This is a genomic window from Kitasatospora albolonga, assembly GCA_002082585.1.
GTDB classification, from domain to species: Bacteria; Actinomycetota; Actinomycetes; order Streptomycetales; family Streptomycetaceae; genus Streptomyces; species Streptomyces stephensoniae.
Window position 1 is genome coordinate 1,453,812 of record CP020563.1, and the last position, 15,997, is coordinate 1,469,808.

General features: G+C 72.5%; 14 protein-coding genes. 6 read left to right on the forward strand and 8 right to left on the reverse strand.

The genetic code is table 11. The annotated features are described in order from the left end of the window. Positions 1-43: 43 nt before the first annotated feature. Entirely contained in the window at positions 44-1,261 is a 1,218-nt protein-coding gene (locus B7C62_06240; GenBank protein ID ARF71904.1) for a monooxygenase, read from the reverse strand. Next, positions 1,258-2,382, reverse strand: a complete 1,125-nt coding sequence (locus B7C62_06245) for a dimethyl sulfone monooxygenase SfnG (protein ARF71905.1) — start codon at positions 2,380-2,382, stop codon at positions 1,258-1,260. The genes B7C62_06240 and B7C62_06245 overlap by 4 nt, the downstream gene beginning before the upstream one ends. A 498-nt stretch (positions 2,383-2,880) precedes the next feature. Here B7C62_06245 and B7C62_06250 point away from each other — a divergent pair, with 498 nt between their 5' ends. From B7C62_06250 to B7C62_06270, 5 genes are all read left to right on the forward strand, one after another. After that, entirely contained in the window at positions 2,881-3,792 is a 912-nt protein-coding gene (locus B7C62_06250) for a LysR family transcriptional regulator (protein ID ARF71906.1), read from the forward strand. 120 nt (positions 3,793-3,912) lie between these two features. After that, positions 3,913-4,866: an IS481 family transposase gene (locus tag B7C62_06255; GenBank protein ARF71907.1), complete on the forward strand. Its 954-nt coding sequence runs from the start codon at positions 3,913-3,915 to the stop codon at positions 4,864-4,866. A gap of 96 nt (positions 4,867-4,962) precedes the next feature. Continuing rightward, positions 4,963-6,177, forward strand: coding sequence for a hypothetical protein (locus B7C62_06260; protein ID ARF71908.1), 1,215 nt, complete (start codon positions 4,963-4,965; stop codon positions 6,175-6,177). 42 nt (positions 6,178-6,219) lie between these two features. After that, entirely contained in the window at positions 6,220-6,441 is a 222-nt protein-coding gene (locus B7C62_06265; GenBank protein ARF71909.1) for a hypothetical protein, read from the forward strand. Between the two features lie 143 nt (positions 6,442-6,584). After that, entirely contained in the window at positions 6,585-7,787 is a 1,203-nt protein-coding gene (locus B7C62_06270) for a stress-induced protein (protein ARF71910.1), read from the forward strand. Between the two features lie 446 nt (positions 7,788-8,233). On the opposite strand, the gene B7C62_06275 is transcribed toward B7C62_06270, so the two are convergent. The 3 genes from B7C62_06275 to B7C62_06285 form a co-directional block, all read right to left on the reverse strand. Next, a complete protein-coding gene (locus tag B7C62_06275) occupies positions 8,234-9,823 on the reverse strand; it encodes an RNA-binding protein (protein ID ARF71911.1) in 1,590 nt (529 codons plus the stop codon). Between the two features lie 486 nt (positions 9,824-10,309). Next, complete coding sequence (locus B7C62_06280; GenBank protein ID ARF71912.1) at positions 10,310-11,809, reverse strand: hypothetical protein; 1,500 nt, start codon at positions 11,807-11,809, stop codon at positions 10,310-10,312. A 181-nt stretch (positions 11,810-11,990) separates the two neighbouring features. Beyond that, on the reverse strand, positions 11,991-12,695 hold the full coding sequence (locus B7C62_06285; protein ID ARF71913.1) for an antibiotic biosynthesis monooxygenase: 705 nt from the start codon (positions 12,693-12,695) through the stop codon (positions 11,991-11,993). Between the two features lie 216 nt (positions 12,696-12,911). Here B7C62_06285 and B7C62_06290 point away from each other — a divergent pair, with 216 nt between their 5' ends. Further along, positions 12,912-13,793, forward strand: a complete 882-nt coding sequence (locus B7C62_06290; GenBank protein ID ARF71914.1) for a 4-hydroxy-tetrahydrodipicolinate synthase — start codon at positions 12,912-12,914, stop codon at positions 13,791-13,793. A gap of 3 nt (positions 13,794-13,796) precedes the next feature. On the opposite strand, the gene B7C62_06295 is transcribed toward B7C62_06290, so the two are convergent. From B7C62_06295 to B7C62_06305, 3 genes are all read right to left on the reverse strand, one after another. Beyond that, positions 13,797-14,795, reverse strand: a complete 999-nt coding sequence (locus tag B7C62_06295) for a 2,3,4,5-tetrahydropyridine-2,6-dicarboxylate N-succinyltransferase (GenBank protein ARF71915.1) — start codon at positions 14,793-14,795, stop codon at positions 13,797-13,799. A 102-nt stretch (positions 14,796-14,897) separates the two neighbouring features. Next, positions 14,898-15,470, reverse strand: coding sequence for a TetR family transcriptional regulator (locus B7C62_06300; GenBank protein ID ARF71916.1), 573 nt, complete (start codon positions 15,468-15,470; stop codon positions 14,898-14,900). After that, on the reverse strand, positions 15,470-15,796 hold the full coding sequence (locus B7C62_06305) for a QacE family quaternary ammonium compound efflux SMR transporter (GenBank protein ID ARF71917.1): 327 nt from the start codon (positions 15,794-15,796) through the stop codon (positions 15,470-15,472). Before B7C62_06305 ends, B7C62_06300 begins: the two co-directional genes overlap by 1 nt. Positions 15,797-15,997 lie beyond the last annotated feature (201 nt).

Consider the following 15,997-nt stretch of genomic DNA (forward strand, 5'->3'; position numbering starts at 1 on the left):
CCGGGGGCGGTGGGAGGACCGCCCCCGGCCCGGCGGGGGCGGGTCAGGAGTACCAGGTGGGTTCGGGGAGTTCGCCGGTCAGGACGTGGCGGCCGACCTCGCGGCGCTTGTAGGCGACCGGGTCGTGCAGGGTGTGGGTGCGGACGTTGCGCCAGAAGCGGTCGAGCCCCTCGGCGGAGGCGGTGGAGCGGGCTCCGGTCACCTCGAAGATGCGGCTGGTGACCTCCAGGGCCACCTCGGTGGCGCGGGCCTTGGCCGCGGCGACCCGGACCTCGAACGCGGCGCGGGACTGCTCGGTCACCTCGTCGGGGGCGTCGTGCAGTTTCTGCCCCTCGGCGGCCACGGCGTCGGCCAGGGCCTCGACGGCCCAGAGCTTGGCGGTGAGATCGCCGTACGTGTCGATGACGTACGGCTCGTCGACGGCCCGGTCGTACCCGCCGTGCAGCCAGGAGCGGGTCTTGGTGCGGGTGTAGGTGGCGGCGGTCTCCAGGGCCCCGGCGGCGATGCCGAGGTAGAAGCTGATGAACACCAGCTGGATCGTGGGCACGTTGAGGGTGTTGTAGACGCGCGGCCGGAACTCCTTGTCCACGTAACCGGCGGCCGAGGCCCACGGGGTGCGGACGCCGTCGATGGTGACGCCGCCGCTCTCGGTGAGGCGCTGGCCGATGTTGTCCCAGTCGTCGTGGAAGACCAGCCCCTCGCTGTCGGAGGGCACGATGGCGAAGATGTGCTGGTCGGTGCCTTCCAGGACGCCTTCGAGGACGGTGACGTCGGAGACCTTGCTGCCGGTGGAGAAGGTCTTGGCCCCGGTGAAGACGAGGTCGTCGCCGTCCTCCGTGACCACCACGTCGGTGTCGCGCGGGTTGACGGCACCGCCGAAGAACCAGGTCTGCCGGACCGCCTCGGCCTCGACGTGCTCCCACTGCTCGCGGGTGCCGACGAGGCGGGCGGCCCAGTTCCAGAGGTAGTGGTAGCCGAGGAGCTGCCCGATGGAGCCGTCGGCCTTGGCGACCTCGCGGATCACCCGGTACGCGGTCGTCCAGTCCTGGCCCCCGCCGCCGTGTTCGGCCGGGCCGAGCAGGGTGACGAGCCCGGAGTCCTTGAGCAGCTGGACCTCGGTGTACGGGGTGGCGCCCGCCTTGTCACGGGCGGCGGCGTCGGTGGCGAGGATCGCGGCGACCTCGGCCGCGCGCTCGATCCAGCTCCGGGGGCTGTCGGGGGCCGGGAGGGTCTTCCACTGGGTGGGCGCTGCGGTGCTCATGAGAGACCTTTCGGGGAGAGGGGGGCGGGGTGTTCTTCCAACTCCCGTACGAGGGGGAGGACGTTCTTGCCGAAGTACTCGACCTCCTCGTGGTAGTGGAGGAAGCCGAGGAGGAGCAGGTCCACGCCGAGGCGCTTGTAGGCGACGATGCGCTCCGCGATCTGTTCCGGGGTGCCGATCAGCCCCGTACGGAATCCGTCGTTGTACTGGACGAGGTCCTCGAAGGAGGAGTCCTGCCACATGCCCTTGCCGTCGGCGGTGGAGCGTCCTGCCTGCTTGACGGCCGAACCGAAGCCGTGGACGGCCTCCGTGTCGGCCTTGGCGACGATCTCGCGGAGGGTGTCGCGGGCCTCGGCCTCGGTGTCGCGGGCGATGAGGAAGCCGTTGAGGCCGAAGCGGGGCGGGGTGCGTCCGGCGCTGTCGGCGGAGGCGCGGACGTCCCTGATCTGTTCGGTGACGCCGTCGAAGTCCTTGCCGTTGGAGAAGTACCAGTCGGAGACACGTCCGGCCATCTTCCGGGCGGCGGTGGAGTTGCCGCCCTGGAAGATCTCCGGGTGCGGGCGCTCCGGTGAGACGAGCGGCTTGGGCTTCAGGGTGAAGTCCCGGACGCGGTAGAAGTCCCCGGCGAGTTCGGCGTGGTCCTCGGTCCAGATGGCGCGCAGGGCCCGGATGAACTCCTCGGAGCGGCGGTAGCGTTCGTCGTGCTCCAGCCAGGGTTCGCCGAGCGCGGTGAACTCGTCCTTGAACCAGCCGCTGACCACGTTGACGGCGAACCGCCCGTTGCTCAGGTGGTCGGCGGTGGCGCCCAGTTTGGCGAGCACGCCGGGGTGCCAGAGGCCCGGGTGGACGGCGGCGATGACCTTCAGCCGCTGGGTGGCGAGCAGCAGGGCGAGGCTGAAGGAGGTGGACTCGTGCTGGTACTCGGCGCCGTAGCTGGCCATGTAGCGGACCTGGCTGAGCGCGTAGTCGAAGCCGTTGTTCTCGGCGAGGACGGCGAGTTCGCGGTTGTAGTCGTACCCCCAGTCGGTGCGCTGCTCGATGGTGGAGGTGACGAGACCGCCGCTGACGTTGGGCACCCAGTACGCGAAGCGGACCGGGTCGGCGGAGGGCGGAGTGGGCATGCGGTTCTCCCGTGGACAGGACAGGAAGGCGGGGCGCGCGCCGGGTGACCGGGCGCGGCGGACCGGCCCCGGTGATCGAGAAACCCGATCAGGGGCGAGGGCAAGGGCGAGGGGCGCGGGAAGAGAGCGCGAGGACGTACGCGGACGTCCTGGGCAGGCGCGGACACGCACAGCCGTACGCCGCCGCAGACAGCCGTACGTCGCCGCACACAGTCGTACGCGGTCGTACGCGGGAGAGCGAAGGAGGAGTCAGCCCCTCGGACTTCGCGTCAGCGGTGACAACAGAAGGCGCTGGAAACGCGGCCGAGGTCGATGTGGCGGCGACGGGTCAAGCGGCGCACATCCCTCTCCTTTCGCGTTCCGCGGCGGGCACCCGGGGGACCCCGGGGTGCCTTCGGGTTCCAGAGTAGGGCGCCGGAACGCTCCAGGTCGAGAAGGCATCGGCGAGGGAGCGATAGGGTTCCCCTTCCACCGCCTCCGGGTCGAGAGGGAAAGACGATGCGGATCGAACAGCTGGAGTACATCGAGGCCGTCACCCGGCTCGGGTCCCTGCGCCGGGCGGCGGAGGAACTGCACCTGTCCCAGCCCGCGTTGAGCGAGACCGTACGGAACCTGGAGCGCGAGCTCGGGGTGACCGTGCTGGACCGCAAACGGTCGGGGGCGACGATCAGCGACGCCGGGCGCGAGCTGCTGCCGCACATCATCGGGGTGCTGGACGCGGTCGACCGGCTGCGCCGGGCCGCCGACGAGCAGCACCGCACGAGCCGTACGGTCCGGCTCGGCACGGTGTTCGCGGCGACGGTCCCCCTGCTCGTACCGGCGATCCGGGAGTTCCACGCGCTGCACTCGGCCACCGAGGTGGAGGTGATCGCGGCCCAGCAGTCGGTGATCCACCGCTCGCTGCTGGAGGGCGGTGTGGACCTCGGCCTGGTCAACTACCTGGAGGGCGACGACCTGGCCCCCGACCTGCACACCACGGAGCTGCTCCGCGGCCGCCCGGTCGTCTGCCTGCGCCCCGACAGCCCGCTGGCGGCGCTGGAGTCGGTCGGGGTGGACGACCTGCTGAGCGAGCCGCTGATCGTGATGCGCTCCGGCTATCTGATGCACCGCTTCACCCACCGGCTGCTGAAGGGCCGGGTGCCCTCGTTCTCGTACTCCGCCGACGGCGCGGAGATGGGCAAGCTGATGGTGGCGGAGGGGCTGGGGGTGACTGTGCTCCCGGACTACAGCGTCCTCGGGGACCCGCTGGAGCGCACGGGCGCGATCACCGCACGCCCGCTGCGGGACGACACGACCACGGTGCTCCTGGTGGTGCAGCGCAGCCGCTCGGGCTCGGTCACCCGGGCGGCCCGCGATCTGCACCGGATCTTCGTGGAGCGCGCGGAGGCGCACCGTACGCAGGACTCCTAGGTGTTCTGTCCCGGGAGGTTGTGGACGGTGAGGTACATCTCGGCTGAGGGATCTTGAAATGGGTGAGGGCCTGCCGGTTCGGTGTGGATTGCGACGTCTACACCTGACCGAAAGGCCCTCGTGCCCCACCGTAATGCACCTCTGACCGAGACCGGCCGCCTGCGTCTGGCCCGCTGCGTGGTCGAGGATGGCTGGCCTCTTCGACGCGCGGCAGAACGCTTCCAGGTCTCGCCCACCACGGCCCAGCGGTGGGCCACCCGCTACCGGGCCACGGGCGAGGCCGGCATGAGCGACCGCTCCTCCCGCCCGCACCACAGCCCGCGCCGGACCGCGACCCGAACCGAACGCCGGATCATCAAGGTCAGAGTCCTGCGGCGCTGGGGACCAGCCCGCATCGCGCACCTGCTGAACCTGGCCCCCTCGACCGTGCACCGGGTCCTGACCCGCTTCGGCCTGGCCCGCCTGAAGCATCTGGACCGGGCCACCGGCCGCGTCATACGCCGCTACGAACACGACCGCCCCGGCGAGCTGGTACACGTGGACATCAAGAAACTCGGGAACATCCCCGACGGCGGCGGCCACAAAGTCCTGGGCCGCCCGGCGGGCCGCAGGACCAGGTCCGGTGTCGGCTACCAGTACATCCACACCGCCGTCGACGACCACTCCCGCCTGGCCTACAGCGAGATACTCACCGACGAGAAGAAGGAAACCGCCACCGCCTTCTGGCAGCGGGCCCACGCCTACTTCACCGGCGTCGGAATCACCGTCGAACGCGTCCTGACCGACAACGGCGCCTGCTACAAGTCCCACACCTGGCGCGACACCCTGGCAGCAGCCGGGATCGCCCACAAGCGAACCCGGCCCTACCGGCCCCAGACCAACGGCAAGGTCGAACGCCTCAACCGCACCCTGCTGGACGAATGGGCCTACGCCCGTCCCTACCGCTCAGAACAGGAACGACGCGACGCCTTCCCCGCCTGGCTGCACACCTACAATCACCACCGCGGACACACCGCGCTCGCAGGCAAACCACCCGCCACCCGCGTCCCCAACCTCACAGGGCAATACACCTAGGGCATCCGCCCGATGCCGCCGGACGGCCTTACTCCTCACCATGAACCGCACACCGCACAGGTGCGGAGCGCGAGGCGGAGGGGGGACGGCGGCGGCATGAACGGGTCCGCGGTGGTACGGGTCCTGCGGGACCGGACGGCCGGGCGGTGTCTGGCGGGGGTGGTCGTCTCCGGGTTCGGTACGTCGGCGATGTGGCTGACGGCCGGGATCTGGGTCAAGTCACTGACCGGCTCGAACAGTCTGGCGGCGCTGACCGTGTTCGCGATGTGGGCCCCGGTGCTGGCAGGCCCCGCGCTCGGCGCCCTCGCGGACCGGCTCCCCCGCAAGGCCCTGCTGGTCCGGGTCAACCTGGCGCTGGCCTGCCTGCTGGCCGCGCTGGTGCTGGTGGACTCGGAGCGCACGGTCTGGCTGCTCTTCGTGGTGCTGGTGCTCTACGGGACGGCCGGCGTCCTGCTCGACGCGGCGGAGTCGGCGCTCGTGGCGCGGGCGGTGGAGCCGCGGCTGCTGGCCGACTTCAACGGTCTGCGGATGACGGCGAACGAGGGCATGAAGCTGGTCGCCCCGCTGGCGGGCGCGGGGCTGTACGCCCGGTTCGGCGGCCCGGCGGTGGCCCTGCTGGACGCGGCGACGTGCGCGCTGGCCGCCCTGCTCTTCGCCCGGCTGCCGGTACGCGAACCTCCCCGCGCCCCGGCGGGTCCGTGGCGCGGTGAACTCGGCGCCGGGCTGCGGCGGATCGGCGGATCGGCGGTGCTGCGCCCGCTGGTGACGGCCGGTGCGGTGACGATGCTGGTGGCGGGGGTGAACGGGGCGGTGACGTACGCGTACGTGGACGATGTGCTCGGGCGGGCGCCGGCGTACGCGGGGGTGCTGTACGCGGTGCAGGGCGCCGGTTCGGTGGCGGTGGGGCTGCTGGCGGGGCCGCTGCTGCGCCGGGTTCCGGGGCGGGTGTTCGCGGCGGGCGGGATGGCGTTGTTCGGGCTGGCGGTGGGGGCGCGCGTGGTGCCGCAGGACGCGGTGGCCCTGGCGGCGAGCGCGGCGATCGGGTTCGGGCTGCCGTGTGTGCTGGTGGCGGCGGTGACGGCGGTGCAGCGGGAGACCCCGGACGCGGTGCTGGGCCGGACGGCGGCGACGGCGGGCTCCCTGATGACGGCCCCCAACGCGGTGGCCCTGGCGCTGGGGGCGGGGCTCGTGGCGGTGGTGGACGTGCGGGTGCTGTCGGCGGTGGGCGGGGCGGTGGGGGTGGTGGCCGCGGGGGTGCTGCTGGTGGGGGCGGCGGGGTGGCGGCGCGCCGGGGGCGGCGGACGGTCGTAAATCCAGGCGACAGGGGGGCGGCCGGGCAGGCAGGATGCGGGCATGCCGAGACCTTCAGGATTCCAGTACGAACAGCATGGCGACCAGAGCGTCACCATCACCCACCACAACCGCCCGGCGGGCACCCTGCGCGGCGGCCGGGCGGAGAAGTTCCTGGCCGAGGTGGTGTCGGGCGATGCCCAGCTGGTGATGGCGCGCTGGACCGGCGCGTACAAGCACGGCAACGAGCGCGCCGCCCGCAACCACCCGCGCAACCGCCGCTGAGAGCCGGGCCGGACGGCACGGGACGGCCCGCGGTCCGGCCGCGAGACTCCGCCGACCGGCCGCGAGGACGGCTGTGAAGGTGGCCGCGAAGGTGGCCGCGAAGGTAAGGGAACGGCAAAGCGGGGTCGTTCGTTACTCCGTGCATGACCGCAATGACCCCCGGCTCGAACATTCCTCTCTCCGCCGTCCGTGTGGCGGTGGACGTCGCCGCTCCGGTGCGGCTCGACGTCTCGGGCCTGCTGCTCACCGCCGACGGCAAGGTGCGCTCCGACGACGACTTCATCTTCTACAACCAGCCCTCGGGCCCCGGTGTGGCCTACCGCTCCGGCGGCGGCTCCGCGCCCGACGCCATCGTGGTGGACACCGGCGCGGTCCCGCCGGGCATCGAGAAGATCGTCGTCACCGCGAGCCCGGACGCGGCGGGCCAGACCTTCCAGGGCATCGAGCCCACCGCCACCGTGCGCAACGCCGACGACGGCAGCGCGCTCGCCACGTTCACCCCGCCCCGGCTGGGCGGCGAGACGGCGCTCGTGGTCATCGAGATCTACCGGCGCAACGGCGCCTGGAAGGCCCGCGCGGTCGGCCAGGGGTATGCGAACGGGCTGGCCGGGATCGCCACGGACTTCGGTGTCTCGGTGGAGGAGCCCGCCGCCCCGCCGGTCCCGGCGGCCGCCCCCGTGGCCCCCGCAGCCCCCGTGGACCCGCGGATCGCGCCGCCGGCGCCCGCCGCGCCCCCGGCACCGCCCGCCGCCCCGCCCGCAGGCGCCGGGAAGATCAACCTCGACAAGGGCCGGGTCAGCCTCCAGAAGAACCAGACCGTGTCCCTGGTCAAGGGCGGCGCCCCGCTGCTCTCACAGGTCAAGATGGGCCTCGGCTGGGAGCCCGCGTTCCGGGGCAAGGACATCGACCTGGACGCCTCGGTCATCGCGTACGGCCCCAACCGCAACCACCTGGACAGCTGCTACTTCGGCAAGCTCACCATCCTGAACGGGGCGATCAAGCACTCCGGCGACAACCTCACGGGGGAGGGCGCGGGGGACGACGAGGTGATCGTCGTGGACCTGGGCCGCATCCCGGCCGAGGCGACGGGCCTGGTCTTCACGGTGAACTCGTTCACCGGCCAGAAGTTCAACGAGGTCGCCAAGGCTTACTGCCGGCTGATCGACGCGCGCACCGACGAGGAGCTGGTCCGGTTCGACCTGACCGGCGCGGAGCCGCAGACCGGCGTCATCATGGCCAAGCTCATCAAGCAGTTCAGCGGTGAGTGGGAGATGACGGCCATGGGCGAGTTCGTGAAGTCACGCACCGTACGGGGCATGGTGAAGCCCGCCGCCCAGGCCCTCTGACCCCGCTGCCCCGGTCTCCGGGCCCGGAGGCCGGGCCGCCCGTGGCCCGGAACGGCATCCGGGGCACCCGAATCACTTCGGGTGCCCCGGATACGAGAAGGCTGGTCGCCGCTCGTGCTCGTGCGGTGTCTCAGAGCTTGGTCAGCTTGGAGTACGGGCTCAGGATTCTCCCCTGGCGCCCCGAGAAGTCGATGAGGACCGCGTCGTTGTCGCCCTCGACAGCAAGGATTCTGCCGAGCCCGAACTGGTCGTGCGACACCCTGTCGCCCACATCGAAGCATTCGACCGGTGGGGCCTCCTGGGCCGGGCGGTTGAAGGGACTGGAAGGCAGGTGACGCCGGGAACCGGCTGACTGTTTCATTAAGTCGAGTATGCGCCCTGTGAAGGCCCGGCGCCATGCCCGTCTGCCGCCCGGGCCCCAGAAGTACCGGATTCGTGACCCGCGCTCACCAGGGCCAGTCAGCGCTTGCTCCCGCCTCCAGCAGCGGAATCATGCGGAACGCGGCGTCGGAAAGCCCCCCGAACGTGTGGCGGTTTCCCCGGCCGGACGGGGCGTGGCCGAGCCGGTATCCGGCCAGGTTCCAGGTGTAGACGGGCACCGTGTCCGGGACGCTCCGGGTGACATCGCCACGGTGGGTGTACGCGGCCTGCTCGTCGGTGACGACGATGACCCGGTCGTGGCCCCGGTAGTGGCGCTCCACGGCCCGCGCGGTCGCGGTGCCGCCCAGGTTGCCGAAGCGCTCCAGGACCCTGAGCACCGATTCACCCGTGCGGTACGGGACCGGCGCGCTGGTCGTGCCGAACTCCACCAGGTCCGCGTCGGCGGCGCGCAGCGCGAGGGCGGCGCCGAAGACGGCGGCGGCGTCCGCCCGGTTCAGCTGGGAGCGTGCGGAGAGCGGCGACCACATGGAGCCCGAGCGGTCGACCAGGACCAGGGTGCGCCCGGGCAGCGCCGGAACCTGGCGCAGCGAGTGGCCGAGCGCCCGCTCCAGCGGGTGGGCCCAGCGCAGCGAGGGCGCGTGGCGGTAGGCGGCGAGGTAGCGGAAGGGGAACTGCCGGGACGCGGCGACGGCCTCCGGGTCGCTGATGCGTGCTGCGGCCCGGGCCGCCGCCTCGTCGCTCACCCCGGCCTCGTCGAAGTTCCGGAGGTTGCGGACGAGCGCCATCGTCCCCATGGCCGGGATGACCGCCTCCCAGGCCGCCGCGTCCATCGGCCCCTGCAACCAGCCGGCCAGCGCTTCCCAGGTCATCCCGGCCTCGGCCAGCCGCTCGGCGCCGCCGTCCCCGGTGACGACCGCGCGCCGCTCGGCGACCGGCAGCTCCATGAGCGCCCGGTGAGCGGTCAGGGTGCGGTCCCCGGCGGGCGGCACGGCGCTGTCCGGCCGGTGCCTGCGGTCCAGCGCGTACCGGAACAGCTCGCCCTGCCCGGGCTTGCCCGGGTCGGGCGCGGCGTGCACCAGATTGAGGACGTCCCCGAAGCGGAAGCCCTTGGACGCGGTGTCGTACTTCAGCAATGCCCGCCCGGTGTAGAGACGCCGTACGGCATCGGCGACGCCCCGCTTGACGGGCTGGGGCAGGGCACGGCCGTACCGGGACGTCCAGTAGCCGAGCAGCTCGCCCGGCTCGTCGGCACGCAGCAGTACGGAGCCGATGACCTGCCGGTTCGCGGGCCCCTCGGCGCACCCCGCGTCCAGCCGCGCCTTCACGTACTCCGCACCGCCGACCAGCGAGGCGGTCCGTAGCTGCCCGTCCCGCCGCAGCCAGTGCAGGAGCCCCGCGGTCCAGACCGGGTCCTCGACGGCGAGGCGCCGCACGAGGGCGGCGAACCGCATGTCGCGCTCCTGGCCACCTTCGTAAAAGGTCTCCTGCGCCACGAAGTTGGCGACGGCGAGAAGAAAGAGCTCGGACCGGGCATCACGCAGATACCCGGTCCCGCCCTGGCGGTTGACCGCGAGCGCCCCGGTCGTGGCGACGGGCGAGGCGGGCAGGGAGCGGGCCGGACGGAGCCGGATGCCGCGCCGGTTGAAGCGAGCCATGGAAATTCCCCCGAACTCCTGATTCCTGAGGGAGGCGCGCGACGGCGCAACGGGGTGCCCGAGATCCGGGCAGCGAATGCCCTGGGTCGACGACGGAGGACAGTCCGATGCTCTACCCACTTGAGCTACCGGCCGAAGCCGGGCGGGACTCGAACCCGCAACCGTCAGATCCAGAAGTATCCGTCATCTGCGCACCGGACACCCCGGCGCTCGCGCCTCCCGAGATCACCCGTGGCTGCGGCATATTTCAGGGAAAGAAGGAGCCGCCGCCCTCGCACCGGGAGGTGCATGTCCATGACCTTAGGGAACAACCTCCGCGAGCGCGAAGGGATTTCGGGGCACAGCCGTACGGCGGCACGCGGGGCACCGCCCGGAGGGGCCGGGTGGAATCGCCCCCTCCGAACCGCCGACGTCTGCTTGGTAAGAGCAGCGCTCCCCTCAAGAGCTACGCTCGCCCCTCAAGAGCTACGCTCGCCCCCCCAACAGCTACGCCCGCTCCTCCTCGGCCCCCGCGCGCGACCGGGCCTTGAACGCGGCCTTGCGGGCGTCCTTCGCGGCCTTCTTGTCGCTGTGCAGGCGGCCCATGGCCTCCAGGACGTCGGCGGTGGCCGGGTGGTCGACGCGCCAGACCTCATCGAAGAAGCCGCTGTGCTGGGCGGAGAGGCCCTCGATGAGGCCCTGGAGCTCGTCGAGTTCGCCGTCCGCGTCCAGTTGGGCGGCGATGGTGTCGATGGCCAGCCAGAAGATCATCGTCTCCGTCGGGGCCGGGACGTCGGACGCGCCGTGCTCCGCGAGCCAGACGCGGGCCAGGCCGCCGAGTTCCTGGTCGCCGAGGACGGCGCGTACGGCAGGTTCGGCCTCCGCACCGGCCAGCGCGAGCGCCTGCTGGCAGTGGAGGCGGCGCAGCGGTGCGCCCTCGTCCGTGCCGCGGGCGGCGGCCAGCAGTTCGGCGGCGGCCGGGACCGTGCCTTCGGCGCCGCGCCCGGCGAGCCAGAGCTGGATCTCGGCGCGGGCGGCGGCCTCCGGGTAGTGCGCGATGCCGTCGAGGAGGGCGTCGGCGCCCTTGCCTGCCAGATCGCCGACGGCGGGAGCGTCCACCCCGGCCTCCAGCATCCGGGCCCGGACGCCGTACAGGCCGAGGGGGGTCAGCCTGACCATCCCGTAGCGGGTGACGTCCTCCTCGTCGGCCCCGGCGGAGGCGTCCGCCGTCTCGCCCTCCTCCACCATCAACGCCTCGTCCACCGGCTGGTACTCGACGATCCCGATGGGTTCGAGGAGCCGGAACTGGTCGTCGAGGCGCATCATCGCCTCCGACACCTGCTCCAGGATGTCGTCGGTCGGCTCGCCCATGTCGTCGGGGACGATCATCGACGCGGCGAGGGCGGGCAGCGGCACCGGGCCGTCGCCCGCGCCGTTGTCCGCGAGGGTGAGCAGGTAGAGGTTGCCGAGCACTCCGTCGAGGAACTCCGCCTCGGCCTCCGGGTCCCAGTCCAGGGCGTCGAAGTCGATGGAGCCGTCCTCACCGACGAGGTCGGCGAAGTCGTCCAGGACGGGTGCGGTGGCGTCGGCGTGCACGGCGTCCAGGCCGTCGAGCCAGATGGAGAGGACGTCCTGCGGGGAGCCGGAGGTGAGCAGCGCCAGGTTCTCGCCCGCGGTGACGGTGCCCTCGGCCTCGTCCTCCGTACCGTCCGGGTGCTCGCCGTCCTCCGGGTCGGTGACGTCGAGGAGCCCGGTGTCCACGGCGAGCCGCCATGCCTCGCTGGCGTACGCCGCGCCGTCCTCGTCGGCGGAGAGGCCGAGGTGCTCGGCCGCTGCCGGGAGTTGCGCCTCCACCAGCTCGCCGCCGGCACCGACCCGCGCGTCGGGCCCCGCCCAGCGGGCGAGCTTCACGGCCCGCACGAACAGCGGTGCGGCGAGCGCCTCCCGCGCCAGTTCGGCCTCGGCGGGCAGCCGCACCGGCGGCAGGATGGGGCGCTCTGCGGACATCGGGGGTTCTCCTCGGTGCGTGCTCGGGGGCGTACGGGGTGCGGACGCGGTTCAGCCGCCCAAGCCTAGACGCAATTCGCCGCCCGCCGTCCGGGGCGGGCAACCCACCGTCACCGTTCACCCCGGGTAGCGGGCAATCCCCCTGCGCAGGAGACGCGTTGCCGCAGACCGCCCCCTGCCGTCACCCCGCCCGCATGCTGAGGGCGGGCGTGTAGCGGTTCACGCCCCCGCCGGTCATCCCCGGGTACTTCTGGACGCGTTCCCACAGCGGCGACGGGGAGCCGATCCCCTCACCGGGTCCGGCGAGGGCCGCGATGTGGTGCTCGGCGCTCTCCCACTCGGCGTAGTTGAGGACCCGGGTGCCGTCGGTGCTGGTGTGGAAGTGCGCGGAGATGCCTCCCTCGGGTGTCCGGATGTCGTTGCCGAGGGCCTCGAACACGGCGTCGATCCAGTCCCGTTGCCGGGCCGGGTCGGGCCCGTCGAACTCCGCGTCGACGATCACGACGCATCCGGGCTCACGGGTGTCGCCCTCGGTCCGGAGCCCGGAGCGGTACAGCTCGTACGTGTGGAGCCCGCGGCGTTCGATACCGGGCACGGCGGCGTCGATGTCGGCGTTGCGGGCGTCCCGGCCCTCCCGGACGAAGTCCTGGTGGGCCCGCTCGCCGGACCACTGGGAGTAGTGGAGCAGGGTCGCGCCGTCCTCACCCGCGTAGACGCTGTACGAGAGGAGCCCGGGGTGCGGCCACGCCCGGCTCCCCCATGCCTTCCGGATGGCCTCGACGGCGTCCCGCTGCCGGTCCGGCGTACCGACGTGCCAGGTACTGGCCCTGACGATCCCCGCGTCGGTACGGGCCGGGTCCGGGCGGTCGGTGAAGTGCACGGTCATGGCGGTGTCCCCTCCTCACGCGCGCCGCTCGGCGCGCCGTGACCATCACCCTCACACCTCAAGTCAACTTGAGGTCAAGCCTGATCGACGGCCTTCCCTCTCACCACTCCGGCGGGCACCCTCAGTGGCCGGGCCGCATATCGTTCAGCAGTCCTTCGCGGTCCGCGCAAGCAGATCTAAGTGGACCTTCACAGTTCCGGAGCCGAGACTGCGACCATGACTCCCACCGCGCCCCGCCCTTTCGGCCGCACGCTCTGCGCCATGATCACCCCGTTCACCGCCACCGGCGCCCTGGACCTCGGCGCCGCCCGCGCCCATGCCGCACACCTGGTGGCCGAGGGCTGCGACGGGCTGGTGCTCAGCGGGACCACCGGCGAGTCGCCGACCACCTCGGACGCGGAGAAGGCGGAGCTGCTGCGGGCCGTGCGGGCGGAGGTCGGGGACGGGGTGCCGCTGCTCTCCGGCGTCGGCAGCGCGGACACCGCACACGCGGTGCGCCTCGCGCGGGAGGCGGAGGAGGCGGGCGCGGACGGGCTGCTGGTGGTCTCCCCGTACTACAGCCGCCCGCAGCAGACCGCCGTCGAGGCGTACTTCCTGCGGATCGCGGAGGCCACCGCCATACCCCTGATGCTGTACGACATCCCCGGCCGCACCGGCACCCGTATCGAGCCGGAGACCCTGCTGCGGCTGGCGGACCACCCGCGGATCGTGGCGGTCAAGGACTGCGCGTACGACCTGCTCGGCTCGACGAAGGTGCTGGCGCGGACCTCGCTGGCGTACTACTCGGGGTGCGAGGAGCTGAACCTCCCGCTGTACGCGGTCGGCGGCGCGGGCTATGTGAGCACCGTCGCCAACGTGACCCCGCGCCGGATGCGGGCGCCGCTGGACGCGTTCGACGCGGGGCGCACCGACGAGGCGGCCCGGCTCAACGGGCTGACCGTCCGCCTCACCGAGCTGATGATGGCGGGCGGGCTGCCCGGCGCCGTCACCGTGAAGGCCCTGCTGGACGCGGGCCCGGTCCGGGAACCGCTGCAGCCCGCCGGCCGCGAGGCGGTCGACGGGCTGCGTGCGGCGTACGAGGAGCTCCTCGCGAGCTGAGGGTCAGTTGTGGGCGTGCAGGACCTCGTTCAGGCCGCCCCACACCGCGTTGTTCGGGCGGGCCTCGACGGTGCCGGTGACCGAGTTGCGGCGGAAGAGGATGTTGGAGGCGCCGGAGAGCTCGCGGGCCTTGACGACCTGACCGTCCGGCAGCGTGACGCGGGTGCCGGCCGTGACGTACAGCCCGGCCTCCACCACGCACTCGTCGCCCAGGGCGATCCCGACACCGGCCTCGGCGCCGACGAGGCAGCGCTCGCCGATGACGATACGGACGTTGCCGCCGCCGGAGAGCGTGCCCATGGTGGAGGCGCCGCCGCCGATGTCGGAGCCGTCACCGACGACGACACCCGCCGAGATACGGCCCTCGACCATGGAGGTGCCGAGCGTGCCCGCGTTGAAGTTGACGAAGCCCTCGTGCATGACGGTGGTCCCGGCGGCGAGGTGCGCGCCGAGGCGGACCCGGTCGGCGTCCGCGATGCGTACGCCCTTGGGTGCCACGTAGTCCGTCATACGCGGGAACTTGTCGACCGAGGTCACCTGGAGGTGCAGCCCCTCGGCACGGGCGTTGAGGCGGACCCGCTCCAGGTCGTCGACGGCGACCGGGCCGAGCGAGGTCCAGGCGACGTTGGCGAGGAGGCCGAAGAGACCGTCGAGGTTCTGGCCGTGCGGCTGGACGAGCCGGTGCGAGAGGAGGTGCAGGCGCAGGTACGCGTCGTGCGCGTCGAGCGGCTTGTCCTCCAGCGAGGAGATGACCGTGGAGACGGCGACGACCTCGACCCCGCGCCGGGCGTCCACGCCGATGGCCTTGGCGGCGCCCTCACCGAGGCGGTTGACGGCCTCGTCCGGGGTGAGCCGCGTCGTACCGGCCGGGCCGGGCTCGGGCGTGAGCTCGGGAGCGGGGAACCAGGTGTCGAGGACGGTGCCGTCACCGGCGACGGTGGCGAGGCCGGCGGCGACGGCGCCGGTGGTACGGGAAGGGGCCTGGGAAGTCGTGTCGGTCATGGACAGAAACCTAACCGGCCGGGGCCCGCTCGGGCGAACCGGTCTCAGCCTCCGGCCCGTTCCCCCTGGGCCGCGCCCGTCCACCCCCTCGGACACGCCCCCTCATCCCCGCCCCTCCACCACCCGCGCCAGCATCTCGCGGGTGTAGTCGGCGTCGAAGGCGGAGCCGGTCAGCAGCACCTGGAGACAGACGCCGTCCAGCAGCGCGACGAGGGCCCGCGCGGTGGCCGGATCGGTGCGGGTGGACAGCAGCTCGACCGCCGCCTCGGTCCACTCGGCGGCGACGGGGCGCAGGGCCGGGCGGCGCAGGGCCGCGAGGTAGAGCTCGTACTCCAGCTCGATCGCGCCCCGCTCGCCCGCGAACCACTCCTCCAGCACCCGGGTCAGCTCATCGGCGAGCCCGGCGCCTGAGGACGCGCCCTTGGCCTCCGGCGCGCCCCCGGCGCACACCTCACTGTCCCGCAGCGCCCGGGCGAAGTTCTCGTTGGACCGGCGCAGGGCGGCCGTCAGCAGCTCGTCCAGCGAGCCGAAGTGGTACGTGGTCGAGCCCAGCGGCACATCGGCCTCGGCGGCCACCGTGCGGTGGCTCAGCCCGGCTATCCCGTCGGCCACGATCACCCGCAGCGCCGCGTCGATGATCCGCGTACGCCGTTCGGGGTCGTACCGGCGGGCCATCAGTGCGCCCCTCCCAGGTTGAGCACGACGACCCCGACGACGATCAGACCGACCCCCACGATCTTGACCAGGCTGCTGGACTCCCCCATGAACAGGATGCCGATGAGGGCGACGGCCGCGGTGCCGACACCGGCCCAGATCGCGTACGCGGTGCCCACGGACAGGGTCTTGAGGGTCTGCGCGAGCAGGGTGAAGGCGATCAGGTAGCCCACCGCCGTGCCGATCGAGGGCCAGAGCCGGGTGAAGCCCTCGCTGTACTTCATGGCCGTCGTCCCGGCCACCTCCGCCGCGATCGCCGCGGCCAGCAGTCCGTATGCGTATCCCATGTGTACGAGTGTACGCATCGTTGCGTACAGCCGTACATATCATCGGCCCACGTCAAGGGCGCTACGGTGTCCCGACCGACGACGGAACGGCCCGGCAGCACGGGCGGACGACAGACCGGAGAGACAGTGGCGCAGGATGCAGGGTGGGGCGGTGGCCCGCACGGAGGCGCTCCCCACGGCGGGGGGCCTTTTCCCGGGGGC